This window comes from Priestia megaterium (assembly GCF_041941685.1).
In the GTDB taxonomy this organism is placed as follows: Bacteria; Bacillota; Bacilli; order Bacillales; family Bacillaceae_H; genus Priestia; species Priestia megaterium_C.
In genome coordinates this window covers 893407-920157 of record NZ_CP130958.1, presented here as the reverse complement: position 1 = coordinate 920157, position 26751 = coordinate 893407, and the positions used below count along the sequence as shown (strand labels likewise).

General features: G+C 38.1%; 28 protein-coding genes and 3 pseudogenes. 13 read left to right on the top strand and 18 right to left on the bottom strand.

All coding sequences use genetic code 11. The features are described 5' to 3' along the window. Window positions 1-16: 16 nt before the first annotated feature. A complete protein-coding gene (locus Q5794_RS04875) occupies window positions 17-655 on the bottom strand; it encodes an HlyD family efflux transporter periplasmic adaptor subunit (protein WP_374988757.1) in 639 nt (212 codons plus the stop codon). Window positions 656-1007: 352 nt separating this feature from the next. On the opposite strand from Q5794_RS04875, the gene Q5794_RS04870 reads away from it, so the two are divergent. Next, the gene (locus tag Q5794_RS04870; protein WP_016763199.1) at window positions 1008-1463 is read left to right on the top strand and encodes a MarR family winged helix-turn-helix transcriptional regulator; all 456 of its coding nucleotides are present in this window, start codon (window positions 1008-1010) and stop codon (window positions 1461-1463) included. Window positions 1464-1556: 93 nt separating this feature from the next. On the opposite strand, the gene Q5794_RS04865 is transcribed toward Q5794_RS04870, so the two are convergent. From Q5794_RS04865 to Q5794_RS04850, 4 genes and pseudogenes are all read right to left on the bottom strand, one after another. After that, complete coding sequence (locus Q5794_RS04865; protein ID WP_214984957.1) at window positions 1557-2318, bottom strand: SDR family oxidoreductase; 762 nt, start codon at window positions 2316-2318, stop codon at window positions 1557-1559. A 115-nt stretch (window positions 2319-2433) separates the two neighbouring features. Continuing rightward, window positions 2434-3261, bottom strand: a pseudogene (locus Q5794_RS04860) (aldo/keto reductase). 31 nt (window positions 3262-3292) lie between these two features. Beyond that, complete coding sequence (locus Q5794_RS04855; protein ID WP_214984955.1) at window positions 3293-4048, bottom strand: IclR family transcriptional regulator; 756 nt, start codon at window positions 4046-4048, stop codon at window positions 3293-3295. A gap of 216 nt (window positions 4049-4264) precedes the next feature. After that, entirely contained in the window at window positions 4265-4573 is a 309-nt protein-coding gene (locus Q5794_RS04850) for a hypothetical protein (RefSeq protein WP_116074627.1), read from the bottom strand. Window positions 4574-5070: 497 nt separating this feature from the next. Here Q5794_RS04850 and Q5794_RS04845 point away from each other — a divergent pair, with 497 nt between their 5' ends. Both Q5794_RS04845 and Q5794_RS04840 read left to right on the top strand, forming a co-directional pair. Beyond that, a complete protein-coding gene (locus Q5794_RS04845) occupies window positions 5071-5406 on the top strand; it encodes a DUF485 domain-containing protein (protein ID WP_034275644.1) in 336 nt (111 codons plus the stop codon). A gap of 16 nt (window positions 5407-5422) precedes the next feature. Next, window positions 5423-6973 carry a cation acetate symporter gene (locus Q5794_RS04840; RefSeq protein ID WP_374988756.1) on the top strand — a complete coding sequence of 517 codons (1551 nt, stop codon included), beginning with the start codon at window positions 5423-5425 and terminating at the stop codon, window positions 6971-6973. Window positions 6974-7013: 40 nt separating this feature from the next. Here Q5794_RS04840 and Q5794_RS04835 read toward each other — a convergent pair whose 3' ends face one another. Beyond that, window positions 7014-7499, bottom strand: coding sequence for a DUF6985 domain-containing protein (locus Q5794_RS04835; protein ID WP_057239197.1), 486 nt, complete (start codon window positions 7497-7499; stop codon window positions 7014-7016). A 126-nt stretch (window positions 7500-7625) separates the two neighbouring features. On the opposite strand from Q5794_RS04835, the gene Q5794_RS04830 reads away from it, so the two are divergent. Both Q5794_RS04830 and Q5794_RS04825 read left to right on the top strand, forming a co-directional pair. Further along, on the top strand, window positions 7626-9368 hold the full coding sequence (locus Q5794_RS04830) for an ABC transporter ATP-binding protein (RefSeq protein ID WP_214984950.1): 1743 nt from the start codon (window positions 7626-7628) through the stop codon (window positions 9366-9368). 16 nt (window positions 9369-9384) lie between these two features. After that, window positions 9385-11169, top strand: coding sequence for an ABC transporter ATP-binding protein (locus Q5794_RS04825; RefSeq protein ID WP_214985624.1), 1785 nt, complete (start codon window positions 9385-9387; stop codon window positions 11167-11169). Here the strand turns inward: Q5794_RS04825 and Q5794_RS04820 are convergent. Next, window positions 11166-11375, bottom strand: a complete 210-nt coding sequence (locus tag Q5794_RS04820; RefSeq protein ID WP_251033930.1) for a hypothetical protein — start codon at window positions 11373-11375, stop codon at window positions 11166-11168. The genes Q5794_RS04825 and Q5794_RS04820 overlap by 4 nt on opposite strands. A 163-nt stretch (window positions 11376-11538) precedes the next feature. Between Q5794_RS04820 and Q5794_RS04815 the strand changes: the two genes are divergently transcribed. Together Q5794_RS04815 and rpoN are read left to right on the top strand one after the other, a co-directional pair. Then, window positions 11539-11886 (top strand): helix-turn-helix domain-containing protein, encoded by a 348-nt coding sequence (locus Q5794_RS04815; protein ID WP_034668472.1) that lies wholly within the window; start codon window positions 11539-11541, stop codon window positions 11884-11886. A gap of 212 nt (window positions 11887-12098) precedes the next feature. Then, complete coding sequence (gene rpoN / locus Q5794_RS04810) at window positions 12099-13436, top strand: RNA polymerase factor sigma-54 (protein ID WP_374988755.1); 1338 nt, start codon at window positions 12099-12101, stop codon at window positions 13434-13436. Between the two features lie 58 nt (window positions 13437-13494). Here rpoN and Q5794_RS04805 read toward each other — a convergent pair whose 3' ends face one another. The 3 genes from Q5794_RS04805 to Q5794_RS04795 all read right to left on the bottom strand — a co-directional run bounded on the left by Q5794_RS04805 (window position 13495) and on the right by Q5794_RS04795 (window position 17492). Beyond that, on the bottom strand, window positions 13495-14346 hold the full coding sequence (locus tag Q5794_RS04805) for a class I SAM-dependent methyltransferase (protein WP_374988754.1): 852 nt from the start codon (window positions 14344-14346) through the stop codon (window positions 13495-13497). 97 nt (window positions 14347-14443) lie between these two features. Next, complete coding sequence (locus tag Q5794_RS04800) at window positions 14444-16819, bottom strand: YhgE/Pip family protein (protein WP_374988753.1); 2376 nt, start codon at window positions 16817-16819, stop codon at window positions 14444-14446. Between the two features lie 187 nt (window positions 16820-17006). Beyond that, window positions 17007-17492 (bottom strand): GNAT family N-acetyltransferase, encoded by a 486-nt coding sequence (locus Q5794_RS04795; protein WP_078081507.1) that lies wholly within the window; start codon window positions 17490-17492, stop codon window positions 17007-17009. A 175-nt stretch (window positions 17493-17667) separates the two neighbouring features. Here Q5794_RS04795 and Q5794_RS04790 point away from each other — a divergent pair, with 175 nt between their 5' ends. Genes Q5794_RS04790 through Q5794_RS04780 form a run of 3 tightly spaced genes read left to right on the top strand, consistent with a single transcriptional unit; the run spans window position 17668 to window position 20066 of the window. Next, on the top strand, window positions 17668-17898 hold the full coding sequence (locus tag Q5794_RS04790; protein WP_013055605.1) for a FeoA family protein: 231 nt from the start codon (window positions 17668-17670) through the stop codon (window positions 17896-17898). Continuing rightward, the gene (gene feoB / locus Q5794_RS04785; RefSeq protein ID WP_374988752.1) at window positions 17895-19865 is read left to right on the top strand and encodes a ferrous iron transport protein B; all 1971 of its coding nucleotides are present in this window, start codon (window positions 17895-17897) and stop codon (window positions 19863-19865) included. Before Q5794_RS04790 ends, feoB begins: the two co-directional genes overlap by 4 nt. Before the next feature lie 15 nt (window positions 19866-19880). After that, window positions 19881-20066: a FeoB-associated Cys-rich membrane protein gene (locus tag Q5794_RS04780; RefSeq protein ID WP_192996709.1), complete on the top strand. Its 186-nt coding sequence runs from the start codon at window positions 19881-19883 to the stop codon at window positions 20064-20066. A 43-nt stretch (window positions 20067-20109) separates the two neighbouring features. Here Q5794_RS04780 and Q5794_RS04775 read toward each other — a convergent pair. The 3 genes and pseudogenes from Q5794_RS04775 to Q5794_RS04765 all read right to left on the bottom strand — a co-directional run. Further along, window positions 20110-20292 (bottom strand): annotated as a pseudogene (locus Q5794_RS04775) (DUF3243 family protein); the annotation flags it as partial. Window positions 20293-20304: 12 nt separating this feature from the next. Continuing rightward, window positions 20305-20433 (bottom strand): hypothetical protein, encoded by a 129-nt coding sequence (locus tag Q5794_RS04770; protein WP_374988751.1) that lies wholly within the window; start codon window positions 20431-20433, stop codon window positions 20305-20307. A gap of 16 nt (window positions 20434-20449) precedes the next feature. Then, a complete protein-coding gene (locus Q5794_RS04765) occupies window positions 20450-21031 on the bottom strand; it encodes a hypothetical protein (protein ID WP_043980198.1) in 582 nt (193 codons plus the stop codon). Window positions 21032-21292: 261 nt separating this feature from the next. Between Q5794_RS04765 and Q5794_RS04760 the strand changes: the two genes are divergently transcribed. The 3 genes from Q5794_RS04760 (at window position 21293) to hxlB (ending at window position 23124) form a co-directional block, all read left to right on the top strand. After that, window positions 21293-21658 (top strand): helix-turn-helix domain-containing protein, encoded by a 366-nt coding sequence (locus Q5794_RS04760; protein ID WP_013055600.1) that lies wholly within the window; start codon window positions 21293-21295, stop codon window positions 21656-21658. Window positions 21659-21926: 268 nt separating this feature from the next. After that, on the top strand, window positions 21927-22556 hold the full coding sequence (gene hxlA, locus Q5794_RS04755; protein ID WP_013055599.1) for a 3-hexulose-6-phosphate synthase: 630 nt from the start codon (window positions 21927-21929) through the stop codon (window positions 22554-22556). 10 nt (window positions 22557-22566) lie between these two features. Further along, the gene (gene hxlB / locus Q5794_RS04750; RefSeq protein WP_013055598.1) at window positions 22567-23124 is read left to right on the top strand and encodes a 6-phospho-3-hexuloisomerase; all 558 of its coding nucleotides are present in this window, start codon (window positions 22567-22569) and stop codon (window positions 23122-23124) included. A gap of 116 nt (window positions 23125-23240) precedes the next feature. On the opposite strand, the pseudogene Q5794_RS04745 reads toward hxlB, so the two are convergent. From Q5794_RS04745 to tenA, 5 genes and pseudogenes are all read right to left on the bottom strand, one after another. Continuing rightward, window positions 23241-23486 (bottom strand): annotated as a pseudogene (locus tag Q5794_RS04745) (ferredoxin). An 86-nt stretch (window positions 23487-23572) separates the two neighbouring features. Then, entirely contained in the window at window positions 23573-24583 is a 1011-nt protein-coding gene (locus tag Q5794_RS04740) for an ABC transporter substrate-binding protein (protein ID WP_016763180.1), read from the bottom strand. Beyond that, a complete protein-coding gene (locus Q5794_RS04735; protein WP_098547119.1) occupies window positions 24580-25323 on the bottom strand; it encodes an ABC transporter permease in 744 nt (247 codons plus the stop codon). Before Q5794_RS04735 ends, Q5794_RS04740 begins: the two co-directional genes overlap by 4 nt. Further along, window positions 25320-26084, bottom strand: a complete 765-nt coding sequence (locus Q5794_RS04730) for an ABC transporter ATP-binding protein (RefSeq protein WP_214984941.1) — start codon at window positions 26082-26084, stop codon at window positions 25320-25322. The genes Q5794_RS04735 and Q5794_RS04730 overlap by 4 nt, the downstream gene beginning before the upstream one ends. Next, entirely contained in the window at window positions 26077-26748 is a 672-nt protein-coding gene (gene tenA, locus Q5794_RS04725) for a thiaminase II (protein WP_129706493.1), read from the bottom strand. Before tenA ends, Q5794_RS04730 begins: the two co-directional genes overlap by 8 nt. Between the last annotated feature and the right edge of the window lie 3 nt (window positions 26749-26751).

Below are 26751 nucleotides of genomic sequence, written 5' to 3'. Positions count from 1 at the left end.
TTAATCATGTACGTTCTTAATTTTTAGAGATTTTAACTTCTGCGTTCATACCTGGTAGTACGTTTTCAGAGTAGTTAGAAATAGAGATTTTAACAGGAACTGTTTGTGATACTTTCGTATAGTTGCCGTCTGAATTAGAACTTGGCATTAATGAGAAAATTGAGTTTGTTGCATAACCGATTTCTTCTACTTTTCCATCGATTGTTGTTTTAGTATCTCCGTCAACTGTTACATCAACGTCATCGCCAGCTTCAATATCTTTTAATTTGTCTTCTTTAATGTTTGCAATGATGAATAAGTTATTCATATCTACTTCGCTAGCAATTTGTTGACCAGCTTGAACCATTTGATTTTCTTTTACCTGTGTTTTGATGATTTTACCGTCTTCTGGTACTGTAACTGTTTTTTCTCCATCTTCTGATTGGATTTTAACTACCTCATCGTCTTTTGAAACATCTTTACCTTCTTCAACGTTCCAGCTTGCTACTTTACCTGCCGCTGGCGCTACTACTGTATAAAGGTCGCCGGACACTTTTGCATTGTCTGTGGATACATAATTAGATTTTTGAATATAATAGTATCCCCCACCAATAATTAAAGCTAATACTACAATAATTCCGATAAAGTTCATTAAAATTAAACGCCCTCTTGACATTTATTTTACCTCCTTAATATTTCATTCAGTTAAGTATTACGCTAGATAACTTTATCACAAAGATATTTAGTTGTAAATAAATTTGATTTTAATTTATTTTTAAAACTAAACATTTATGTTTCATAAAGTTTTCCCGACTGAATACTTTACTACATCTTTAACTGAAATACAACTTAAAAGTTTTGGTTTCTTTACAAGTACTTTACTTTACTTTAAAGTTAGATATATAAGCATAGGGTTATACACAAAAACAGCTCCTTTTTTCGGAACAAACTCCCTATATACATAAACCACAATAGGTAACTAGCAGCAATTGTTTAACACCTATAATGATAAAGAAAAGGTGATTATAATGGATCAGCAGTTAATAGATAAACTAGAAAAACTTGACCAAGTTAAAACCTCATTATTTGAACTCAAGCGAAAGCTCTTGGAAGATAAAATCAGTGAGCAGCCCTATAATTTGACCATTACGAAATTTTTAATTCTAAAATTCATTGGAGTCAGCTCTAAACGTATGGTAGCCGAAATTTCTTCAAATCTAAAGCTAACCTCCGGGGCTACTACCATTTTATTAAATCAATTAGAAGATGATGCACTCATTAAGCGCGTACGTGACCAAAAAGACCGCCGAATTGTATGGATATCCTTAACAGAGGCTGGCGAAACATTAGTGAACTATGTAATTGAGCAGCGAAATTTATTTTGGCAAGACATGCTTTTTGCTCTAACTCCTGAAGAACAGGATGAGTACCTCCGCATGCTTGAAAAAATGGAAAAACGAATTAGACAAACTGTGGATCGTTAATGCTAAAAAGCGTGTGTTCATTTATTTTATGGACACACGCTTTTTATGACCCGCTACTACTGACGAGTTTAGGAAGCTTTTGGTTTGCTGCCTTTAAAATTCAGGATTATTTTTCAAAAATCCATTCCAAGCCTGTGCTGTAGCTTTCTCAATTTCTTCTTTGGAAGCTTGAAGCCTCTTAGCGCTATCTCCATAGCCAATTTCGATTTTACCTTTTTTCAATTCTTCAAATATCGAATCAGCAAAGTCATCAAGCGGTGCTCCAAATGTATGAAGTCCCGGTCCTCCTAAATCCGTGTTCACGGCTGGAGGAAGAATTTCTATCACTTCAGTATTTGTTTCTTCTAATTGATGCCTTAAACTAATCGTAAACGACCTTAACGCCGCTTTTGTTGCGCTGTAGATTGGCACCCATGCTCCAGGTGTTAAAGATAGCCCGGACGTTACGTTAATAACCGCAGCACGTTCTTGTTGAACGAAATGAGGAACCAATAACGACGTTAAATGAATAGGAGCACTTACATTACTCATTAGTTCTTTTTCGTAATACTGCCACTCTTCGTGCATGTGTAAAAGGTTTACGCGCTGCTGAATACCTGCATTATTTACAATAACATTTAATTTTGGGAACGTTTCAGTCGCCCATTTTACTGACTCTACTCTGCTTTCTTCTATTGATACGTCGCACACTTTTGTATGTAACGAAGGGAATCTTTCTTTTGCTTCTTGCAGCTTTGATTCCCTTCTTCCACAAATAATGACTTCATTTCCTTCATTTAAAAAACGTTCTGCAAGCGCCAGCCCAATTCCGGACGCTCCGCCCGTAATTAAAATAGTGTTTCCTGACATTTTCATTACTTTTCCTCCTCGTTCAACCATCACATTTACTTTTTAATAAACAAAACGCTACTGCATGAATGACAATAGCGCTTTGTTTATTATTTATCTTACAAGACGTTTTAGTCTTGCTTTAAAAGTCAAAGTTATCCGGATCTGGACCTACGCGATGATTTTGATTTAATGCGTTAATTTTTTCAATTTCTTCTGCATTTAATTCAAAATCAAATACGTCTGCATTTTGGATAATACGATGTTCTTTTGTTGACTTAGGAATAGTTACTACTTCGTTTTGTAAGTCCCAACGTAAGATAACTTGAGCTGTTGATTTTCCGTGCTTTTCAGCAATTTGAGTTAACACTTCGTTATCAAGCAGCTCACCTTGTGCAAGCGGTGACCATGCTTCTACTTGGATTCCTTGTTTTTTGCAATATTCACGCACTTCTGTTTGTGTTAAAAGTGGATGAAATTCGATTTGGTTTACCATCGGCTTAACTTCTGCCTCTGCAATTAAGTCTTCTAAATGATGAACTTGGAAATTCGATACGCCGATTGCACGAATTTTCCCGTCTTTATAAAGCTTTTCAAGTGCTTTTCACGTATCTTTATACTTACCTTCAACTGGCCAGTGAATTAAGTATAAATCTAAATATTCAAGACCTAGCTTGTTTAAGCTTGTTTCAAACGCTTGAAGAGTTGTGTCATATCCTTGATCTGCATTCCACACTTTTGATGTAACAAATAGTTCTTCGCGAGAAACACCTGATTCTTTGATCGCTTGTCCCACGCCTTCTTCATTTTCATAAATTTTAGCCGTATCAATGCTTTTATATCCAGCTTTGATTGCATATTTAACTGAATCTACAACTTCTTGACCATCTTCTACTTTATAAACACCTAAACCTAACCAAGGCATTTTAACGCCGTTTGCTAAGGTCGTCGTTGACTGTAAGTTTTCCATGTTGCTGTTCATCCTCTTTTTTACTGTTGAATTATTCGTAAAGAGTAATTGCTTGTGAAATTTGTTCTGCGCACTGTTTAACAAGTGCAGCATGTTCTTCGTCTTTCTCTTGTGAAATACGAAGGGATGGACCTGATAAAGCAATAGCCGCCATTATTTTTCCTTTTCTGAAAATAGGGGCTGCAATACAGCGAACGCCGGGCTCCCGTTCTTCATCATCGACAGCATATCCTCTTTCCTTACTTAAAGCCAATTCAGCTTCAAGCTCGTCCAGCTCGGTGATCGTTCGATCTGTATAAGCTTCAAGCGAAAGTTCATGAAGAATAGATTTTTGCACGCTGTCCTCTTGATAAGCAAGAATACACTTTCCAATAGCATTTGCATGAAGCGGCTTTTTATTTCCTACTTCGGAATGCGTACGAGTGCTATATTGCCCGTTGACCACCTGAGTTGTAACCATTTGTTTATGATGGAGAATTCCCGCGTAAATGGTCTCTTTGGTCTCTTCACTCAGCTTCTGCATAGCAGGAACTGAGAGCCAATTCATTTCATAGTTCGTATGCATCGTATTTTGCACGAGTGCCAGCACCAGTTGTGGTGAAACCGTATAGCGGTTAGACGGGTTTCTTACAATAAATCCATTTTGTTCAAGCGTGCTTACAAGACGATACATCGTACTCTTATTAAAACCGAGCGCTTCCATCATTTCTGGAATAGTCATATTCGGACGGTTTAAAAGCAAAGAGAAGATATCTAATCCTTTTTTTAAAGTTCCAACCTCGGACATGCCCTTCTTCCTCCTTTTATCCGAACAACAATTTTATTATAAAACAAAGCTCTTTATCGTATCAAATAAGGAAACTCACCTAAGTTATTTTCCTTATATGAGAGAATACATAACGTAATTGTTCTTCTTAATCTATTCCACTGTTTTTTCTATTTAAACATAAAAAAAGCCTTAACAATAGAATTTTTTTACAGTTTTTGAAATTAGTTTTGCTTTTCACTCGTTAACTTCTTCAAATCGCTTCAGCTGCTCCAGCTGATTTTCCTTTTTCATAATTTCTTTCTGACGCTCGCCTAGTAAATCGAAATGAGGATAGCCGGATCGATTATCAATATACTTAGCGGGAATACCATACTTTTTTCCCCACTTAATCAGCTTATTTAAGTCACTACAACCTACTTTTGTTACGGTAGTTGCATTTGGAAAACGCTCATCAAGCCAATAATGAGTTAAAAATGCGATCTCTCCTCGCTTAACAGCTGCTTTCCATGCGTTTAGTTCCGGGCGTTTAATTCCAAATGCCATTATTTCACCTTTTCTCTTTTATATAAGTAGTCACATGATTTGTTTGCTATAAAGAAAAAATATCATTCATATAGAAATCTTTCATAATATCTTGTCTATTTATAACCATCTCTAAATAATAGCGTACTTTCTCAACCTGTTTCCTATCTAAGCATTATTGTGTGCTTATGATTTTATCATCATCTTCTTTTATTTTTCAAAAGATCAAACAAAAAAATAACGTTTAAATAATAAAGAAAAGCCTTATATGTAAAAGAAACTAAGGATTAATTTCAACATTTCTTTTGCGAATGATTTTTCCTTTGTATTGAATGGTGTTCTTTTTTTATTATGGCAGTATGCATTTATTGTGAACCTTCAGTATATTAAAAATTTACACAGTTACCATTCTCACAAAAAGACAGAATTTACTTTTTATTCAGAAAATAATATAATTCAAGTGATATGAAGCTTTTCGCTTCATCTATTTATTATCAAAGGGGGAATTCAGCTTGGCGATGAATGAAAATTCTTTAAAGAAGGTAAACAATGCTTCTTCCTCTCCTGATTACACAGAAATTGTACAGTCTGCTTCATTTCAAAAGCTTTTGAAACAAAAACGCAATTTTATTTTACCGCTCTCTCTGTTTTTTCTTGCTTTTTATTTTACCTTGCCTATCTTAACGGCTTACACAACCGTCCTAAACAAACCAGCTTTTGCTTCTATGACCTGGGCGTGGGTATTTGCTTTTGCACAGTTTGTGATGACCTGGACCCTATGCATTCTATACACAAAAAGAGCCTCGAAATTTGATGAACTTGTTGACACGATTAAAAAAGAAGCTGCCAATTAAATAGGGGGGTAAATGAATGAACGTACTAGCTTTTTCACTTTTTTTAGCCATTGTAGGTCTTACGCTAATCATTACGTATGCGGCATCCAAGCGGACAAAAACGACCAGTGACTTTTATACAGCAGATGGAAGTTTAACCGGCTGGCAAAATGGTATGGCGATTGCCGGAGATTATATGTCTGCTGCATCATTTTTAGGCATAGCCGGAATGGTAGCGCTTTCTGGATTTGACGGTTTTTTTTACAGCATCGGCTTTTTAGTTGCCTACCTCGTTGTGTTATACATTGTAGCTGAACCACTTCGCAACTTAGGAAAGTACACGATGGCAGATATGATAGCAGCTCGTTTTAACGAAAAGAAAGTGCGGGGAGTTGCTGCGTTAAACACGATCACCATTTCCATTTTTTATATGATTGCGCAGCTTGTTGGAGCAGGAGCATTAATTCATTTATTACTTGGTCTAGATTACATGTACTCTGTCTTGATTGTCGGCGTCTTGATGACGGTTTACGTTGTATTTGGAGGAATGACAGCGACTAGCTGGGTGCAGATTGTCAAAGCCTTGCTTCTGATGATTGGTACGTTCATTATTTCCATTATCGTATTTTCAAAATTTGATTTTAGCTTAGCTAAAATGTTTTCCGAGATGAAAACTGCAACCCCTCTTGGTGACGGCTTTTTAAATCCAGGAAATAAATTCAAAAATCCGCTGGACATGATTTCGTTGAATTTAGCTCTTGTTCTTGGTACAGCAGGCCTGCCTCATATCCTTATTCGTTTCTTCACAGTAAAAGATGCCATCACCGCAAGAAAGTCTGTTATTTATGCAACGTGGATCATTGGCGCTTTTTACATTATGACAATCTTTTTAGGATTCGGTGCTGCTGCATTTGTAGGATACGATGATATTATAAAAGCAAATGCAGCAGGAAATATGGCAGCTCCCCTGCTCGCTCAAGTTCTTGGTGGAGACTTTCTTTTTGCGTTCGTCTCAGCTGTAGCTTTTGCTACAATTTTAGCTGTTGTAGCTGGACTGGTGCTATCAGCAGCTTCAGCATTCGCGCACGACTTCTATAGTCATATTCTGCGTAAAGGAGCTGCTACTGAAAAAGAACAGGTAGTAGCTGCACGATGGGCTTCTATTGGGGTATCTATTCTATCTATTATTCTTGCATTATTTGCTCAAAACATGAACGTGGCATTTTTAGTGGCGCTTGCCTTTGCCGTAGCAGCGAGCGCTAACTTGCCAATTATTCTTCTCACTATCTTTTGGAAACGTTTCAATACAGCAGGAGCAGTCACTGGCATGCTGGTTGGACTATTCAGCTCACTGTTTTTAGTTGCCATTAGTCCAAACGTATGGGCACCTGAGCCGGGAGCTGCTATCTTTGTAGGTGAACCGCTCATCACACTAACAAACCCTGGTATTATCTCTATTCCTCTAGGTTTCTTAGCTGCTTTTATAGGAACACTTCTTTCGTCTAAAAAGGCAGACGAAAAGAAATTTGATGAGATTTTAGTAAAAGCAAATACAGGTATGGGAATCGAAGAGCCTGTCAAACATTAATTTCAAAAAGCCTTGAAGCAGTTTGCTTCAAGGCTTTTTACTAGAATAAATCTTCTTGTAAACCAATAGCGGCAATTTGTTCATTTCTAAACTTTACAGCTAACATATGCTCTTCTTCCCATGTACATTCAAAAAACAAACCAAGTTCTCTTGTATCATGAGGTGCTTCAGGGACAAAGATTTGAATACACTCAACTAAAAAACCGATGTCTTTTCGCTTTTTTACATTCGGAACTAATAAGTCTACCACGTCTTTTTCAACTTGAGTTCTGTATTCATCTCGCACCTGCTGATAATAATCAAAAAGAGCTTTTTCCGTCCTCTTTAACAATAATTCACCTTGAAGCCAAAACGCTTGAAAGGCCTCTTCTTGTCGTTTTTGAAATGGCTTCTCTTTATCTCCATCAATTGTCAGCAACACGTGTTGTTTTTGTCCAAAGAAAGTGACCTGTTTTTCTCCAACCCAGGCCGAGTCATATAACAAAGATCCAAAAAGCGGATGATGTACTCGTAATGTTTGATTCATTGCATACCTGACCCTCTCAAAAAGTGGATTTCTGCTTGCATTGGCGTATAATAAATGGTGCTTAAAACAAACTTCTAAACTTATTCTATGTTACCATATTTTTTACAGAAAGGAGTGCCACAATGTGTGAATACAATTAAATCTTTGTACCCTTACTTAAAACCTTACAAATGGCTCGCGCTGTTTGCCCCGCTATTGATGGTAATTGAAGTGTTAGCTGACCTTCTTCAGCCTACTATTATGCAGCATATCATTGATTATGGCATTGCAAACAATAATCAAACATATGTTATCACCCGAAGTATCCTTATGCTCATGTTAGCACTCATTGGCTTAGCTGCCGGTATCGTCTGCGCCATCCTTAGCACAGAAGCGGCAGTGAATTTTTCTACCGATATTCGGAAATCGCTTTTTGAAAAGATTGAAAACCTCTCAAACAGCAACAGAGACAAACTAGGGACTGGTCACTTAATTACCGTCATGACAAATGATGTAACGAGTGTTCAAAACGCATTGAATATGACGCTAAAAGTATTAGTTAGAGGTCCTTTACTTTTTGCAGGAAGTATTGTGATCGTGTTATTAACCGCTCGTTCTTTGTTTCCTATTATCGTCGTGGTCGTCCCTATTTTATTTTTATGCATTTGGTTTGTGATCACGAAAGCTGGAAAACTTTTTAAAAAAGTTCAGCAAAGCGTTGATCGTGTAAATACAAAAGTCCAAGAAAATTTATCAGGGATGCGTGTAGTAAAAGCGTATGTAAGAGAATCGTATGAAATCAATCAGTTTAAAGAAGCAAACAGTTCCTTGACGCGAGCTAATATGAGTGCTGTTCAGCTTATTTCGCTTTTAATGCCCGTTATTTTATTTGTCGTAAATATTGGAATGATAGCTACTCTATGGCTGGGAGGATTTCAAGTCGAAGCAGGAAAAATTGAAGCAGGTGTCATTCTAGCTTTTATTAATTACTTAACGATTATTTTAAACGGACTTATGTCAAGCAGCATGGTGCTTATGCAAATTACACGCGCATTCCCTTCAGCTGAACGAATCGATTCTGTTTTAAAAACAAAAATAGACATCCCTCCAGCAAACTCTGCTGCTCAAATCAACAGACTTAAAGGTGATCTATCGTTTCAAAACGTTACATACAGCTATAGTAAAAATGGCGAAAACGTATTAAAAGATATTTCGTTTACTGCTAAACACGGGGAAACCATTGGCATTATCGGCTCTACTGGAAGCGGAAAGTCGACGCTTGCAAAACTTATTTCCCGCTTATATGATCCTGATGACGGCGAAATCTTCGTAGATGAAAAAAATCTTACGGACTATGACGTAAAAGTGCTTCGCTCATCCATTGGGTTTATTCCTCAAAAAGCTACGCTGTTTACCGGCACGATTGATATGAATATTCGAATGGGAAAAGATCATGCTTCTTCCTCAGAAATTGAAGATGCTGCGGATTTTGCATGCGCAACGGAGTTTATTGAAAAACTCCCAGAAAGATATGAGTATCCTTTAACGCGAGGAGCAACCAATTTATCAGGAGGGCAAAAGCAGCGTCTTTCAATCGCGCGTGCATTTGTTAGAAAGCCCGCTATCCTGGTCATCGATGATGCAACTTCGGCATTAGACGCTGTCTCAGAAGCGCAGGTACTAAAACATTTAAAAGAAGAGTTTGCTGATGCGACCGTTATCATTATTGCTTCTAAAATTTCGTCTCTTCTCCACGCTGACCATATTATCGTCATGGATGAAGGCAAAATTGCTGAACAAGGAACTCATGAAGAATTGCTTCGTTATCGCTCTCTTTATTACGACATTTATCTTGCACAAGGCGGAAAAGAGGTGTTGCCTAGTGAATAACCAAGGTAAAAATCAAATGAGCTCTATTCGCGGCCCTAGAGGAATGATGAAAGGCCCTGTAGTTAAGCCAAAAAATGCGAAAAAAACACTGTACAGAATCTGGTCATATATGGGGAAACGAAAACCTCCGCTTGCGGCTGCGATAATCTTAGTTATTGTGACTTCCCTGCTTAATTTATTAGGCCCTTATTTAATTGGGGTTATTATTGATGAGCATATTATTCCCAAAGATACCAGCGGAACGATACGAATGTCACTTATTCTTGCAGGAATTTATATTACGACATCTTTGTTAACATGGCTGCAAACCTATTTAATGGTGAACGTTTCGTTTACGACTATTGGCATGCTTCGACAAGATTTATTTGCAAAGCTTCAGACTCTCTCCCTTCGCTTTTTTGACAAACGAGCTCACGGAGAGTTAATGAGCAGAGTCACAAATGATATTGATAATCTAAACAGCGCTCTGAGTCAAAGCGTTATTCAGGCTCTGTCCTCTATTTTGTCTTTAGTCGGCATTACCATTGCGATGTTCTCGCTCAACTGGATTCTTGCCATTATCACGCTGATTGTTATTCCCTTGATGGTTATAATCGTTCGACAAATATTAAAACGAAGCAGTGAAAATTTTGTCAAACGCCAAAAAGACTTAGGTGAGCTAAACGGCTTTGTAGAAGAAGCAATCTCTGGAGGAGAAGTTGTTACGCTTTTTAGTAAGGAAAAAGACTTTTTAACTGTTTTTAATGAACGAAATGAACAGCTGAGAAGTTCAGCAACAAAAGCGGAAACATTTTCAGGCTTTTTAGGTCCTGTTACAAACTTTATTAACAACTTAGGCTTAGCACTAGTGATTGGAGCGGGAGCATTTATGGCTGTTCAAGGTAGCGTTACAGTTGGGATGATCGCTTCATTTGTTAACTACTCACGTCAGTTCTCTCGCCCAATCAGTCAAATGGCAAACTTAGTAAACACCATTCTTTCGGCTATTGCCGGCGCAGAGCGAGTGTTTGCCATTATGGATGAGCAGCCGGACGTCACAAACAAGCCAAACGCTCTTTCTGTTACAAAATTTGCAGGAGACGTTGCTTTTGAGAACGTATCATTTGGCTATACTGAGGAAAAAATGATTTTAAAAAATGTTACACTGACAGCAAAAAAAGGTGAAATGGTTGCTTTGGTCGGTCCAACAGGTTCTGGTAAAACAACAATCATTAACTTGCTCACACGATTTTATGACATCTCAAACGGAGACATTAAAATTGACGGACGTTCCATCAGTGACTATAACATCCATGATTTACGAAACCGAATCGGCATTGTTCTTCAAGATACCTATTTATTTTCCGGTACGATTGCGGATAACATTCGATTTGGCCGGTTAGATGCCAGCAACGAAGAAGTGAAAAGTGCCGCAAAGATGGCAAATGCTCATTCGTTTATCAAGCATCTGCCGCAGCAATACAATACCGTGATTTCAGCTGGCGGAGGAAATTTAAGTGAAGGTCAAAAGCAGCTTTTATCGATTGCTCGAGCCATGCTTTCTGACTGTGATATTTTAATTTTAGACGAAGCTACTTCCAATATTGATACAAAAACAGAAATTGATATTCAACGAGGAATGAGTAATCTATTAAAAGGAAAAACAAGCTTTGTGATTGCCCACCGCCTTAAAACGATTGAAAATGCAGATCAAATCCTTGTCTTAAAAGACGGACAAATTATTGAAGAAGGAAATCATCGCGAGCTGTTAGAAAAACAAGGGTTTTATCACAAGCTCTATACGCAGCAGTTTACGATTTAAAAGAGGTAAAATAAAAAGTATGTTAGTTTAAAGAAGGTCCGAACGAGTAATCGTTCGGACCTTTTCATTGTGCTGGTAAACGTAGGGTTCAGGGCAGTAGCTTTAATTTTAACTAAAATTTTACCTTTAGCTGGATGCGGCTTTTGGATATTTCCGACTTTCATCTCACTTACTTTCCCTTTGCCTTCTAGCAGTAAAGCTTTCATCAAGATCTCCCCTTTTACATTTCTTCCTTCAATTAAAAGTTCTTTTTCAGTATAATAAATACATGTTGTTTACAAAAGACGGCACTTTCATGTAACCAGGTACCTTCCCGGTAACCTAGGTCTATGGATATTAAATTATTATATCCATATTTCATATCTGTTTATGAATGGAGGATTAACGGTGAAAGCACCCCACTATAATGTACCTGTTGAAGCAACGCTTGAAGTAATCGGCGGGAAATGGAAAGTCGTTATTTTATGCCTATTAAAAGAAGGTGAAAAACGTTTTAGTGAACTTCAGCGAGCTATGCCTGCTATTACCAAAAAAATGCTGTCTCAACAGCTAAAAGAATTAGAAAAAGACGGTGTGGTTAATAGAAAAGTATACAATGAAGTTCCTCCTAAAGTAGAGTACTCACTCAGTGAAGAAGGCGAAACCTTACGAGAAATTTTAAATATGATGTGCGCATGGGGAGATAGAAGAATGGGAAACACCCCAAATTGCAGCTAAGTTCTCCTAGCGGCTCTGTTAAAACAAACGAATAGCTATTGCCAGGAGCTATTCGTTTTTGTTTTATCTATTCTCCTACTCTTTCTTGCGATTCGCCCCTGTGTAAGAACATCTGACAACACTATAGAATTCTTTCGCATTTTCAGCTATGATGATGTCGAACGATGCAGCCAGAATTGTCGAAATAAAACTCAAGAATGATAGGTGATTCAATGATGCAATTAGGTTTAGATTTATCCCAAAAACAACTATTAAAATTGGCCATGACACCTGAATTACGTCAGTCTATCAACATTTTAAATTATTCTACGGCCGATTTAGTTCATTATCTTCATCAGCAAGTCAATGAAAATCCTGTAATTAAACTGTCTGCTGGCGACTCTCAGCAAAAAGATTCATTTGATACTCGAGAACAGCGTTCATATTCAAAAGGTTATACCGATGACGAGTATAATCCGTTTAATTATATATCTGATGAAACTGTGACATTAGAAAGTCATTTATTAGAGCAGCTGTCTATGCTAAATCATTTACACACACACCAAAAACACATCGTTCAATTTCTAATTGGAAACTTAAATAAAAACGGCTTTTTAGCAATTGAGCCAAAATTGGCAGCCGAACTGCTGAATGTTTCAATTAACGAAGTCGACGATATGATTCACGTTTTACAAAGCTTTGATCCGATTGGCGTGGGCGCTCAAAATTTTGTCGATTCACTGCTTATTCAAATTAAGGCCAAAAAGTCAAAGCCTCCTCTTTTATACGACGTGGTAAAACACGATATTGAAGATATTGCTAACAAAAAATATCGGAACATTTCAAAAAAATACTCTATTTCGATGCGTGAAGTACAAGAAATTGTTGACTGCTTGCGGACATTAAATCCTCGTCCAGCAGGAGATTTCCACGTCCCGCTTACGAAGTACATCTCGCCTGATGTAACGGTACAAAAAGTTGACGGCCGCTATCATGTTATTCTTCATAGCGAGCTGCTTCCGCCCATCGAAATTAACGGTACCTACCAAAAGCTGGTTCATCGCGCTGCATGCGTAACAACCGATCGATACGTACAGGAAAAAATTCATGAAGCTACTTGGCTAATCAATAGTATTGAGCAGCGTAATGCGACGATTTACAACGTATCCAAAGCCATTGTGGAACATCAGCAAGATTTTTTTAAAATGGGTATTTCGGGGCTAAAGCCGCTTACCTTAAAAGATATTGCTCAAAAAGTTGACTGTCACGAATCAACGGTAAGCCGTGCGACTAACGGAAAGTATATTCAAACGCCACGCGGGCTGTTTGAGTTAAAATACTTTTTCACCAATTCTTTAGAGCGAACTGATGGCGAACAAAGTAATTCTACTGCCTTTATAAAAGAAAAAATCAAAACATTAATTGCCGAAGAAGATAAACTAAAACCTCTTTCAGATCAAAAGCTCATGTCTCTTCTTTCCAGCGAAGGAATTCAAATTTCAAGAAGAACAGTAGCTAAATACCGTGAAGAAGCAGGAATTGAAAGTTCTTCTAAGCGGCGACGATTTTAATATTGCTTATTCTAAATTACAGCTTTATCACTACTAAAAAAGAACCCGTTGATTTTACTCAACGGGTTCTTTTTATCGGTTTCCAATAAATAAAAGCCATATGATATTGATATGTATATTCATATCTGCCATTTATTTTCTTTACATGCTGTAAAATAATCTTCTCAGTTTCTAACTTGTCAATATCTTTAGAAAGCACCTTTGTCGAGTTCTTCTTGATGAGATCTTCGTACGTCTCATAGGTTACCGTTTTGGTTATAGGAACCAGCTTACAATCTGCGTAAATACCCAGTTCATATAAAATATTTAGTAAGTCAATATATTCCTTACGGCGCCATTTAATCTCGTACCCAAGTTTTCTATGTAACTCTACGTAATGAGGCTTTTCTGGACCCGTTGACATGCCGATAACCGCCAAACAATTAGCCGAATCATTCATATTTAAGAGACCATCGACAATATTATGCATACGGTAAAAACAGTTTATTCCTACTACGGCATCATAGTTATCTGTTAGACGCTCATACTCCCATTTACCTTCTATGAACTTTAGATTAGAGCGGGCATCTGATTGCGTTTGTAAGTAGCGAATAATGCTTGGCGAACAATCCATACACGTAAGTTCTTTTACATAATCAGCAATCGAAAACGTATAATTTCCCCAGCCAGGGCCAATTTCCATAACAGAGTCATTTGGATTCAAAAAAGCAAGAAGTTCTTGTTGAAGCTGTTTTACTACAGGATCATTTTCTGAATCAAAAGACATTTTTTCTACATACCGCTGCCAAAATTCATCTTCAGCTCGGTCATTTATCATTCGCTCCGATATTGAACCGTCCCATTCTTTCAACCCTTCCTGCCACTTTTTCACACGATCACTTTCATATACCGAAAATTTTGTAAGCTGCATGCATTCACGTTCCCCTCTTTTATACGTAAACCTATACTATCATAAAGAAAAAGAGAGTTCCTTTTTAAACTGGAACTCTCTTTTTATGTTAATTAAATTATGCTGCTGCCTCTTCCTCTGTGTGATGCTTCTCTTTTCTGGCATTGATATAAAACATTATCAATGAAAGAGTGATGAAGATTGCTGCAAAGATTCCAAGTACGCCAGCCTGATGCCATACATAGCCGAAATCATCACCAATTGAAATGATTTCACGGAAACCGCGAATTGCATAGGTCATAGGCAAGTACGGATTAATTGCCTGGAAGAATTCCGGCACAAGTGCTTTAGGGAATGTACCTGCACTGCCGCCAATTTGAAGCAGCAGAATAATGAAGGCTAAATACTGCCCTACTTTTCCTAACCCTGTTGTTAAGAACAAGATAAGTGTAAAGAACGTCACACCTGTAATCATGGTAAAGATATAGAAGTGCCAAATGCTTGTTACGTTTAAATGCAAGCCCCATAGAAGAGCTGTAACAGCAATCGCTGCCTGCAGCATACCTACAATAGTGATGACACTAAACTTACTTAAGAACCACGAAATGCCTGATGTCGGTCGAATTGATGGCTCTTTCATTGGATATACTGCTGAAAACATTAGCGTTCCCGCAAACAAGCCAATACATAAGATGTATGGAGCTAATCCGACACCGTACTTATCTACGTTGTTTTGTTTATCTGATTTTAAATCCGTTGGATTTGAAAACATGCTATATGTTTTATCATCCGCTTTAACATCTTTTGCATCTTTTGCACCATCTGCTAAAGATGAATGAAGCTCGCTTGTTCCATCTGATAATTTAGATGAGCCATCATATAGTTTGGACGAACCATTTGTTAACTCTTTAGAACCATTTGCTAATTTGGTTGCCCCGTTTTCTAGCTGTGTTAAACCATTTGCTAGCGCTGCGCTTCCTTGTTCAGACTTCTTAAGTCCATCCACAATTTGCTGCTGCCCGTCAGCAAGCTTTCCAGCTCCTGTATGAGCGTCAGCAATACCGCTGTTTAATTCTGCAAATTTGCTGTTGAACTGCTTTTCTCCGTCTGCTAGTTTAACAGCACCGTTGTATAATTGAGTTTGGGCATTATATAATTTTGTTTGGCCATTGTACAGCTGACTTTGTCCATCAGCAATTTTATTAATAGCGCTTTGAATATCTTCTCCGCCTTTAGACAGCTTTTGAAGAGCCGCAGATAACTCTTGCACTTTATCTACTTTTGCTTTTAACTGCTCTGCTTTTTGCTGCTGTTCATCCATAAACTGCTGAGACGTGAGTTTTTTAATTCCTGCAATCAGCGTTTGTTTTTGCTCATCAGGAATGGACTCGTTGCTGTTAATGCTGTCAATGAGAGCTTGCTGCTGCTGTTCAAACTCTGCTTTTTTTGAATCGACCTGCTGTTTAATCTGCGTAATTTCCTGTTCCGCTTGATTAATTTGCTGCGTAACGCTGCTCACTTCAGCGTCCACTTGATTTAAGCCGCTTGTAAACTGCGGTAATTTCCCTTGAAGTGTCTTTGTTCCTTCATTGAGCTGTTGTGTCGCACCTTGCAGTTTTGCAGTTCCGTCTTGTAGTTGTCCTAACCCATTGCTAAGCTTTCCTGCACCTGTTTCAAGTTCTTTAGAAGCCGCATAAAGCTGTCCGCTCCCACTTTCTAACTTTCCTAAACCGCTGTTTAGGCTGCCTAAATTTTCATTAATTGTGTCCGCACCGTTTAGGAGCTTAGCTGCACCTGCATTTAAATCTGTTGCTCCTTTTCGTGCATCCGTTAATCCGTTTGCCAATTTAGCTGTACCGTCTTCGAATGTAACCGTGCTGTCTGCTAATTTCTTCATGTTATCTCGCAGCGTTTTTGAGCCGTTTTCGAGCTCTCCTGCACCGTCACTTGCTTTTTGAAGACCGTCCGCTACTTGCTTAAAGCTGTCAAATACCGTTTCAGCATACTGCTTTGTGACTGCTTCTTTAATCTGATCATTGATTTTAGCCACTGCATTTGAGCTAATTTGAGCGCCTGAATAGTTCTTTCCGGCATTTGTATGATAGATAAATTTCATTTTTTTAGGATCTTTATCCATTAATGTTGTTGCATTTTTGGAGAAATTCTTTGGAATTTCTAAAACTAAATAGTAGTCCTCATTTTTTAAGCCATCTAACGCTTTTTCTTTGTTCGTAAATTCCCAGTCAAATTTATCGTTTTTCTTTAAATCATCAACAAAATCACGACCGACATTCAATTTCTTTCCATCTAACGTAGCACCTTTATCTTCATTTACCACTGCAACTGGAATTTGATCTGTTTTTCCATATGGATCCCAGTAAGCAGATAAAAAGATGACATTATAAAGTAATGGAACAAATAACAATCCGCAAATCACAACAATAGTCATTGGTTTGGAAAAGATTTTTTTCCATTCTCCTTTAATCATATTCATGTTTTTTAGCCTCCAATAATCCTTACTTCCGTCTGACTGTTTGACCGAAAAACACTTTCGGTCATTAAGTTCTGATTAATGTTACCATATTCACAAGAATAAGGTCAATCGTTATTCTGTAATTAAAAGCTGATTTTAGCAGAAAGTTTAAAATCAGCTTTTTTAAGGTAACGTTCATGCTATAGGCTTAAATCATTAACTTCATCCGCATCGTTTTTAACAAATGCCCTTCAAATTCATCATCAAATTCATCCACGAGCTGGAAACCTTTTGATTGATAAAAAGCACGGCCTATTCCGTTTTCCCTTTCTACGTTAATGTAAACGATTTTTAATTCCTTCGAGCGCTTCATTCCTTTTTCTAACAATTGCGAACCGATTCCTTTTCCTTGATAAGCAGGCAGTATATAGATAGATCCTAGTTCTATTTCCCCTCTGTTTTGTAGTCGGAAAAAGTTAGCGTACCCTACGATTTTCTCATCAATAGTTGCTACATAAATGAACGAATTGCGCAAGCGCCACAGCAGCCTTTTATTGGAGTATGCTTCTGAAAGAAACCGATTCTGAACGCTTCTAGGAATAATTCCTTCATATGTATCATACCAGCTCATCTTTGCGACGTATTGAACAGACGTAATATCTTCTTTTCTCATTTTGCGAATGATTACCTCCACTCACATCCCTCCTGACAATTTGCTGCTAAAATCGTACATAATTTCACCTGAAAAATATAGTTATAAATATATATTTTTAATTGTAACGCTCTAGAAGCATTGATTGATTTTAGAACCTTATGTATAATCGAGATAGATACAAATTGAAAATGATTATCATTAACAGGAGTGCTGAATGATGAATTTAACTACCGTGAGTATTGGCGACAAAGTAAAAGTTAAAAACATTGAATTTTTAGATAGATCATTAGAACGCCGCCTTCTTTCTTTTGGAGTAAAAAAAGGCTGCGAACTATGCATGAAGCAAAAAACCATCTTAGGGGGACCTTGTATTATTGAATGTCAAGGTCAAATGATTAGCATCCGAAAACGCGATGCGGCTAAAATTGAGGTTGAGACAGCATGAGTACAATTGCACTTTTAGGAAATCCAAACACAGGAAAAACTTCTTTATTCAATATATTAACAGATTCCTATGAATACGTAGGAAACTGGAGCGGTGTAACCGTTGAAAAGAAAGTTGGGTCTATTAAAAAGCAAAACAGCCAGCTGGTTGATTTGCCGGGTGTGTATGATTTTACTCCTCTTTCTTCAGATGAAGCAGTAGTAACTAACTTTTTGTTAACCGGAGAATTTAACAGTATGCTGAATATTGTAGACGCTTCTCAGTTTGAAAGAAGCATGCATCTCACTATTCAAGCATTGGAATATGGAAAGCCATTAGTAATCGGCTTAAATATGATTGATGTAGCGGAAAAACGCGGATTGACTTTTCATTTGGAGAAGCTTAGCAAATCATTACATATTCCAGTTTCTGCAATTATTGCCCGCAATGGAAAAGGAATTAATGAGCTTCTCTCCACTTTGAAGCAAGATTTAAAAGCCCCGTTATTTCAATTAAATTACGGGGAAACCGCTGAACAAGCAATTCATATGATTCAAACAAAAGCGGCTGTCAGCAGATGGATTGCCATTCAATTTTTAGCGGAAAATAGCGTAATCGAATCAACGTTAAAAGAAAAAACGAGTTACTCAGAGCTGCTTGAGCTTCGAAAAGCGGCTGTACAAAAATTAACCAAGCCGCTTAGCGAGCATTTCTTCGACGTGCGTACAGCATTTATCGAGCGCATTTCCAGCGAGTGTATTGTAAAGGGCAGCGAAACACCTCTAACCTTCACAGATCGAATCGATCGAATTGTGACGCATAAGTGGCTCGGTCTCCCTATTTTTCTTGGCTTAATGTATTTGATTTTTAATATTACGTTTACTTGGATTGGCGTTCCTCTTTCTGATAAACTGGACGGTTTTTTTGGCGGAACGCTTAGTAAAGGCGCTGATTCTCTTCTAAATGCAGCTGGTGCCGCTCCATTTATTCATGATTTAATTGTGGACGGCATCATCGCAGGCGTAGGCGGCGTACTAGTATTTGTACCACAAATCTTTGTCCTGTTCTTTTTCATTTCACTGCTTGAAGATTCAGGATACATGGCTCGAATTGCTGTAGTAATGGATCGTATCATGGAATTTTTCGGTTTGAACGGAAAAGCATTTATTCCGATGATTATTAGCTTTGGATGTAACGTACCGGGGATCATGGCCGCGCGTACAATTGAACAGCGAAAAGAGCGCCTTATGACCATTTTAGTAAATCCATTTATGAGCTGCTCAGCACGCCTTCCTGTATACGCTTTATTTGTAGGTGCGTTTTTTGTGCAAAACGGAGCAGCTGTGGTGTTTTCTATGTACTTGCTTGGCATTATTTTAGCACTTGTTGTAACGAAAATTTTATCAGTAACGCTTCTTAAAGACGAACAATCAACTTTTATTGTTGAACTTCCTCCTTACCGCGTACCTCAAGCCAAGACTCTTTGGAGAAGCACGTGGGAAAAAGGCCGAAATTTCGTTCGAAAAGCAGGTACGGTTATTTTAGCTGGCTCTGTATTTATCTGGCTATCATCTTATGCTGGCCCTGGCGGTTTTGGAGTAGATATGGAAAATAGCTTTATGGCTATTATTGGAGGTGCTATCGCTCCGCTATTTATCCCTTTAGGTTTTGCGACATGGCAAGCTGTAGCATCACTGATTACAGGCTTCCTAGCAAAAGAAGTGGTTGTTTCGACTATGAGCATCATTTATAAAGTACAAGAAGGACAGCTTGGCGACACAATGAAGACATTCTTTACACCGCTAACAGCCTATACGTTTATGGTGTTTGTTCTTCTTTATGTTCCGTGTCTAGCAACCGTCGCTGTTATTCGACGAGAAACCGGCTCATTGAAATGGACAGCATTTGCTGTGGCCTACCCTTTGGTTGTCGCTTATCTCGTAGCTTTGCTTGTACACACTATTGGAAAAGTACTTGATTTTTCTTAAAAGGAGTGAATAACATTGATTATTAACATTTTAATTGGGGTTTTGATATTTGGATATGCCCTTTATCATATGGCAAAATTCTTCCGCAAGAGTACTCAGGGAAAATGTGCAAGCTGCGCACAGCAATCTTCTTGTGCAACGGATGATTGCGGTATTGAGTGGGATAAAACGATTCAAGAGGCTCAAAATCAATCATCTTAATACATTAAAAAAGCATCCTGATAGATGGGATGCTTTTTTAATGTTACGCAACTAGTTTTAAAATGAGATGAGAAAGGACTTCCTTTTCCTCTTCACTGCTGACTTTCCATAACTCATGAAGGACTTTTTCTTCTCGGTTTCGAGGTTCCTCATTTTTGGCTAAATAGCTAGCCACTTTTTTTGTAGCGGCCGTTAATTGTTCCTCACTTAACCCGAGCTTTTTACCGACATGAACTTTTTAACTTAAATAATCAGTAAACGTATCAAAGTTCTGCAAAATTGCTTCTTTTTTCTCCGTCCCTAAATTATCTGCCGTTTCTTCAATTTTATTCATGTCTTTTGTAGTTCCTTCATTCATTTGACTCACAGTTAACATCTCCTTTTTAGTGAATAGACTGGTATGTTCTTTCACGCTCAGCTTCTGGTTTTTCGTCTGGCGTCATCTTTTCCTTACTTATTTCAGAAGTTGCATCTTTCACTTTTTCACCAATTTGCTGTAAATCACTTTTAGCATCTTCTACCGTCGATTTTGCATCATGCGTAACGCTTTTCACATCTTCTGCTTGCTTAAAGAAATCTTCATTTACACGCTCGTACAAATGTTTAGCATCATTAATTGCATCTTTTAAAAGATTCGATGCGTTTTTCATTTGTTGCACCATTTTTTCTTTTGTTTCTTGAGGGTTCTCTTTTACTTGATTAATCATGTTTGCGGAAGAGTCCTTTAATGTAACGGCTCTTCTTTTAACAGATGAGCGAGTTTTATTATCAAGCAATGTTATACATCCACCCACAACTGCCCCGACAACAACACCTTTTACTAGCTTGCTGCTGCAGCTTTTTCCAGTGCTAACAGCAGTAGTGCTATTAGCTGTCTGTGGATTGTTATTGATTCCTACGTCGTTATTAATGCCTGCGCTGTTGCTTAAAGCAGGGTTTTGTAATTCAGATCGGCTTCTTTCCATTTTTACTGCCTCCTTTAGCATTGTTATTGAGTGATTTCCCATCTTTTTTTATATTTAAACAATTGAATTCCTTAAAAATAAAAAACATGACTAAAGGCCACCTTTTACACCTCACTAGTCAAGAATAACTATATAGTAAGAAAAGTTGAGCTTTTTAACGGAAAGATACAAGCCGGATTTTTGTAAAAGGATTGTCAGCACCGGTATAATAAGAAGTACTTTAAAATAAATTTTATACTATTGGTCATAGGGGTGAAGCAATTGAGCCAGCTTAATAAGGAATTTAACTGTGAAAAAGAATTAACGCTTGCTATTATCGGTGGAAAATGGAAGATGCTGATACTATGGCACTTAGGACGTGAAGGAACAAAACGGTTCGGGGAACTAAAATCGCTTATTCCTGATATTACGCCGCGCATGCTGGTTAACCAGCTGCGGGAACTGGAAGAAGATCTAATTGTTAATCGTAAAGTTTATCCTGTCGTACCACCTAAAGTCGAATACTCACTTACAAAAGAAGGAGAAAGTTTAATGCCCATTTTGACAGCCATGTATGATTGGGGTAAAAATTACCGTGATACAGTGCTGATCAATCAAGAACAAAAGGCGGAAACGTTAATTAAATGATGGAAACTACTCCTTCTATTCCATAGTTTTTATTTTTTTATGCGGATGATGTTACTCAACATCATCCGCATTTTTAATGAAAATTAAGCGGTTACAAGACTGATATGTCCATTAGTATACTTGTGTATACTATCATTCCCCACACTATTTGTGAGAAAAGTGCGTACTTTTAAGAACCTCAAACTGCGGGTACAATAACTACACCAGCTGCTTTATATGTAAAAAAGCACAAAAGGTATTTATACATTTCTGTAAGGAGTGGAGTAGAATGGAATTACAATTAGCATTAGATCTTGTTAATATCTCTCAAGCAAAAGAGGTAGTAAAAGAAGTTGAAGAACATATTGATATCGTGGAAATCGGTACGCCCGTTGTAATCAATGAAGGGCTTCGCGCCGTTAAAGAAATTAAAGAAGCATTTCCTAATTTAAAAGTATTAGCTGACCTAAAAATTATGGATGCAGCTGGCTATGAAGTACAGCAAGCTTCTCAAGCTGGAGCAGACATCATTACCATCTTAGGTGTTGCTGAAGATATGTCAATCAAAGGTGCAGTTGAAGAAGCCAAAAAACAAGGTAAAAAAATTCTTGTCGATATGATTGGTGTAAAAGATATTAAAGGACGCGCAAAAGAGCTAGACGAATTTGGCGTTGACTATATCTGTGTACACACAGGATACGATCTTCAAGCAGTTGGCCAAAACTCTTTTGAAGATTTAGTAACAATCAAAAGCGTTGTAAAAAATGCAAAAACAGCCGTTGCTGGCGGAATTAAATTAGAATCTTTACCTGAAGTAGTAAAAGCACAGCCTGATCTTGTTATCGTTGGCGGAGGAATCACGAGCCAAGACGATAAAAAATCAGTTGCTTCTCAAATGAAAGAGCTTATTACAAATTAAGGAGCTTTCTATGCAGACGAGCGAACATTTAAAAACAGTTATGAATGAGCTTTTACAAACAACAGCTCTAATCGCTGATGATGAAGCTGAGCAGCTTGTAAATGGCATCATCTCATCTAAAAAAGTGTTTGTCACTGGAGCAGGCCGTTCAGGCCTTATGGGCAAGTCGTTTGCTATGCGTATGATGCATATGGGCATTGATGCTTATGTCATTGGAGAAACCGTGACGTCCACTTTCACGCAGGATGATTTATTAATCATCGGATCAGGTTCTGGCGAGACGAAGAGCTTGATTCCTATCGCTCAAAAAGCAAAAGAACTTGGAGGAAAAGTTGGAGTAGTCACAATTTCTCCCGATTCCACGCTTGGCAAGCTGGCTGACTTTATCGTGAAGCTGCCCGGTGCTCCGAAGGATCAAGAACAAAGCAGTTATCAAACAGTGCAGCCTATGGCGTCACTGTTTGAACAAACGCTTCTTCTCTTTTACGATGCGCTGATTCTTCGCTTCATGGAGAAGAAAGAACTTGATACCCATACAATGTACGGAAAGCATGCAAATTTAGAATAAAAAAAGGTCTTGCTCTAGGCAAGACCTTTTTCGTTTTGAAACTTTCTATCTCACCAAATATTTATTTATCGCATAACTAAATGTACTTTATCATTAACTTTGTTTTTTCAAAAACCCTATTCGAATTTTGTTGCATCTCCATAAAACGGCTGCTCTGCGACTTTAATGGATTCTGTTAGGCATCCTTCATACGCTTCCATCATCTCATCTTGCTGATGTTCAGGAACTTCTTTTGTTCATTCGTTGTTATCTAACGCGGCATAAGCAAGACCTTCTGAATCATAATCATAAAGATCTGGTGCGCTCCCTCCACATGCTCCGCAAGCAATACATGTTTCCTTATCTATTATCGTAAAAGCCATAAAAAAACCTCCTTTACCTTTTCACTTTCTCGTTCAGAAAGTTACGTTCAGTATAAGAAGGTTTTTTAAAATTTGTCTTAAATTATTTACTTGGATTCTCCAATATTCTCAAACATTTCATCTACATTTGGTTTTTTCTTAATTAATCCTGACTCTTTTAGCCAGTCCACATTTGACTGCCATGATTCTTTCGTTTGACTGCCAAATCCGTGTTCAGACTTCATTTTCGGAAGTAAAATATTTAAACTTTTTGTTTCCACGTCTTTTTCAAGAGGGAAGTTTGATTTATCTTGGTTATCTAATAGAATTTGAAGTGATTCTTTTGGATGTTTCTCTGTGTACTCATACCCTTTTGTCGCGGCACGCCAAAACGCTTTAATCGTATCAGAATCTTTTGCCCACGTTTGATCCCCTGTAACTGCCACTAGCTCATAGTAAGATGGTACGCCGTAATCCGAAGGATCAATGTCAACCGTTTTGTATCCTTTTTTGTGAAGCAATGGTACTTCGTGATTAATATATGCCCCTATTACGGCATCTACTTTTTTACTAATCAGCGATGAATTTAACTCAAATCCTACGTCTACTAGTTTTACCTTATTCGGATCTCCTCCATCGCTTTTTACCATTTTCTTTAGAACAGATTCACTTAATGGTGTTCCGCTGTAGCCTACTACTTTTCCTTCTAAATCTTTAGGACGCTTAATACCGCTATCTTTGAGCGCCACAACTCGGTTTAACGGAGATCTTACAATCGCTCCTACCGACTTTACCGGCACATCTTCATTTGCTCGTGCCATTGCTACATCAGGCTGATAATAAAGGCCGAGCGTAACTTTCCCCGCAGCTGCTAAATTAAGCGAGTCTGTTGGATTAGCAGGAAACTGTACTTTTACATTCAGCCCTTCTTTTTTGAAATATCCTTTTTCTTGTGCAGCGTAAATGAAGCTGTGCACTGCATTTGGATACCAATCAAGCATAATTGTAACGTCTTTTAATTTTTTACTGTCACCAGCTTTATTTTCCTTGTTCTGACCGCAAGCAGCGAGCATCAAAACAAGCATCAGGCTTAAGCCAATTACAAACCATTTTTTCATTCTGTTTTCCTCCACTTTAATGAACGTTTTTCGAAACCTACTACAATAATAAAGAATAAAATACCAAGCGCGGATAAAATCACAATTGGTGCAAATACACCAGCTGCATCAAACTGTGTCATCATGCGACGACTGAAATATCCTAAGCCTGCTTGTGCACCTAACCATTCCCCAATGGCAGCACCTATTATACTAAAGGTAACCGCTACTTTGAGCCCTGAATAAAAATGAGGCAGTGCAGAAGGAATGTTCAACTTAAAGAAAATATCTTTTTTTGTTGCTCCCATCGTTAACATGAGTTCTTTTAACTCTTTGTTTGTGGAACGAAGCCCGTCAAACGTGCTAACGGTAATTGGAAAAAACGTAATTAATACGGTCACAATCACTTTGCTCCAAATGGAGTAGCCAAACCAGAGAACAAATACAGGAGCTATGGCAATAGTCGGGATCATTTGCGACGCAATAATAAGCGGATAGAAAGCACGCTCAATAAGCGGACTCCAATTCATCCACACGGCCAGCAGAACCCCTAGCACAACGGATATAACCAGCCCAATTACGACAATAGATAACGTAGCTGGTAAATGCTTAAACAATAAATCCATTCGCAAATCCCAAAGCTTCGTTAAAATACCGGTGGGCGTTGGTAAAATAAACGGATAGTTTACAATGCGTGCTCCAATTTCCCAAGCAGCCAGTAAAATGACTACTAATATCACTGAAGCTCCGTACTTTTTCATGTGTTCACCTTCGATCTAAGCTGTTCAATTAAATAATCTTTCACGTCAAGCACACGCTGTTGATTCAAATCTTTTTGCGTTCGAGGTCTGCTAAGCGGCACTTGAATCTCTTCAAGATGACTTACCGGCTTGTCTGAAAAGATAAAAATACGATCTGATAAAAAAAGCGCTTCGTTTACGTCATGAGTGATAAATAAGATGGTGTGCTTACGCTTTTGCCATTGTTCAAGCAGCCATTCTTGCATCGACAAACGCGTAATGGCATCAAGCGCACTGAAAGGCTCATCTAAAAGCAGCACGTTAGAACCGCTTAATACCGTTCGCAGAAAAGAAACACGCTGCTTCATCCCTCCGGATAAATCACTTGGAAAACGGTTTTCATACCCTTTTAACCCAAACTCTTCGAGCAGCTGAGATACTTGCCTATGAGCACTTGCTTTTGACACATTGTGAAGCTCAAGCGGCAGCGCTGCATTGTCTAAAATCGTGCGCCACGGAAGAAGCAAATCTTGCTGCGGCATGTAGCCTACTTTTCCAAGCCGCTTTTCATAAGACTGTCCGTTAATCACGATATCGCCTTCACTCTGCTGTTCAAGACCTGTAATGAGACGAAACAACGTACTTTTCCCAGAACCGCTCGCTCCAACGATACTGACAAACTCGCCTTCTTTCACGTCTAAGTTTAATGATGTTAAAATCGGTTGATCACCGTTTTTGTACGTAAAACTGACGTTTTGAAAAGATAACACAGACTTACTCATGAATTGGCCACATCGCTTCGTTATAAGCCATATCCCAAAACATATACTCAAAACGCGTTGTATTTAAGAAAATTTCTTCGAGCTTTTCTAACTCCGCTTCTGATTTGTCTTCAGTAAGTGAGTCGAATAAGTTGATACACCACGTCGCTAGTTCTCCAAATTCTTCTGAGCTGTACATTTCAATCCACTCACGATAAAACTCATTGTTAGCTCCAGGCTTTTCACTGAGTTCTTTTCCTATTTCCCAGTAGCTCCACATACAAGGCAAAAGAGCCGCCACTAATTCAGCCAATGTTCCGCTTTGACCAACGTGCAGCATATAGTGTGTGTATGCAAGCGTTGTAGGAGATGGCTGCGCTTTTTCTAATTCTTTTTCGCTGATTTCAAATTTCTTGGCATACTCACGGTGCAGGCTCATTTCTTCGTTTAATGTAGAATCTAAAAGTGCAGCAAATTTCCCCATCGTTTGAACATCGGTAGCTTTCATGGCTCCAATCGCAAATAATTTAGCATAATCAATTAGGTAGAGATAATCTTGAATCATATAAAAGCGAAACTTCTCCTTTTCAAGCGTTCCGTCTCCCATTCCCTCTACAAAGGGATGATTATGATTTTGGCGCCAAATCGGCTGCAGCTTTTCATATAATCGTTCACTAAATTTCATGAT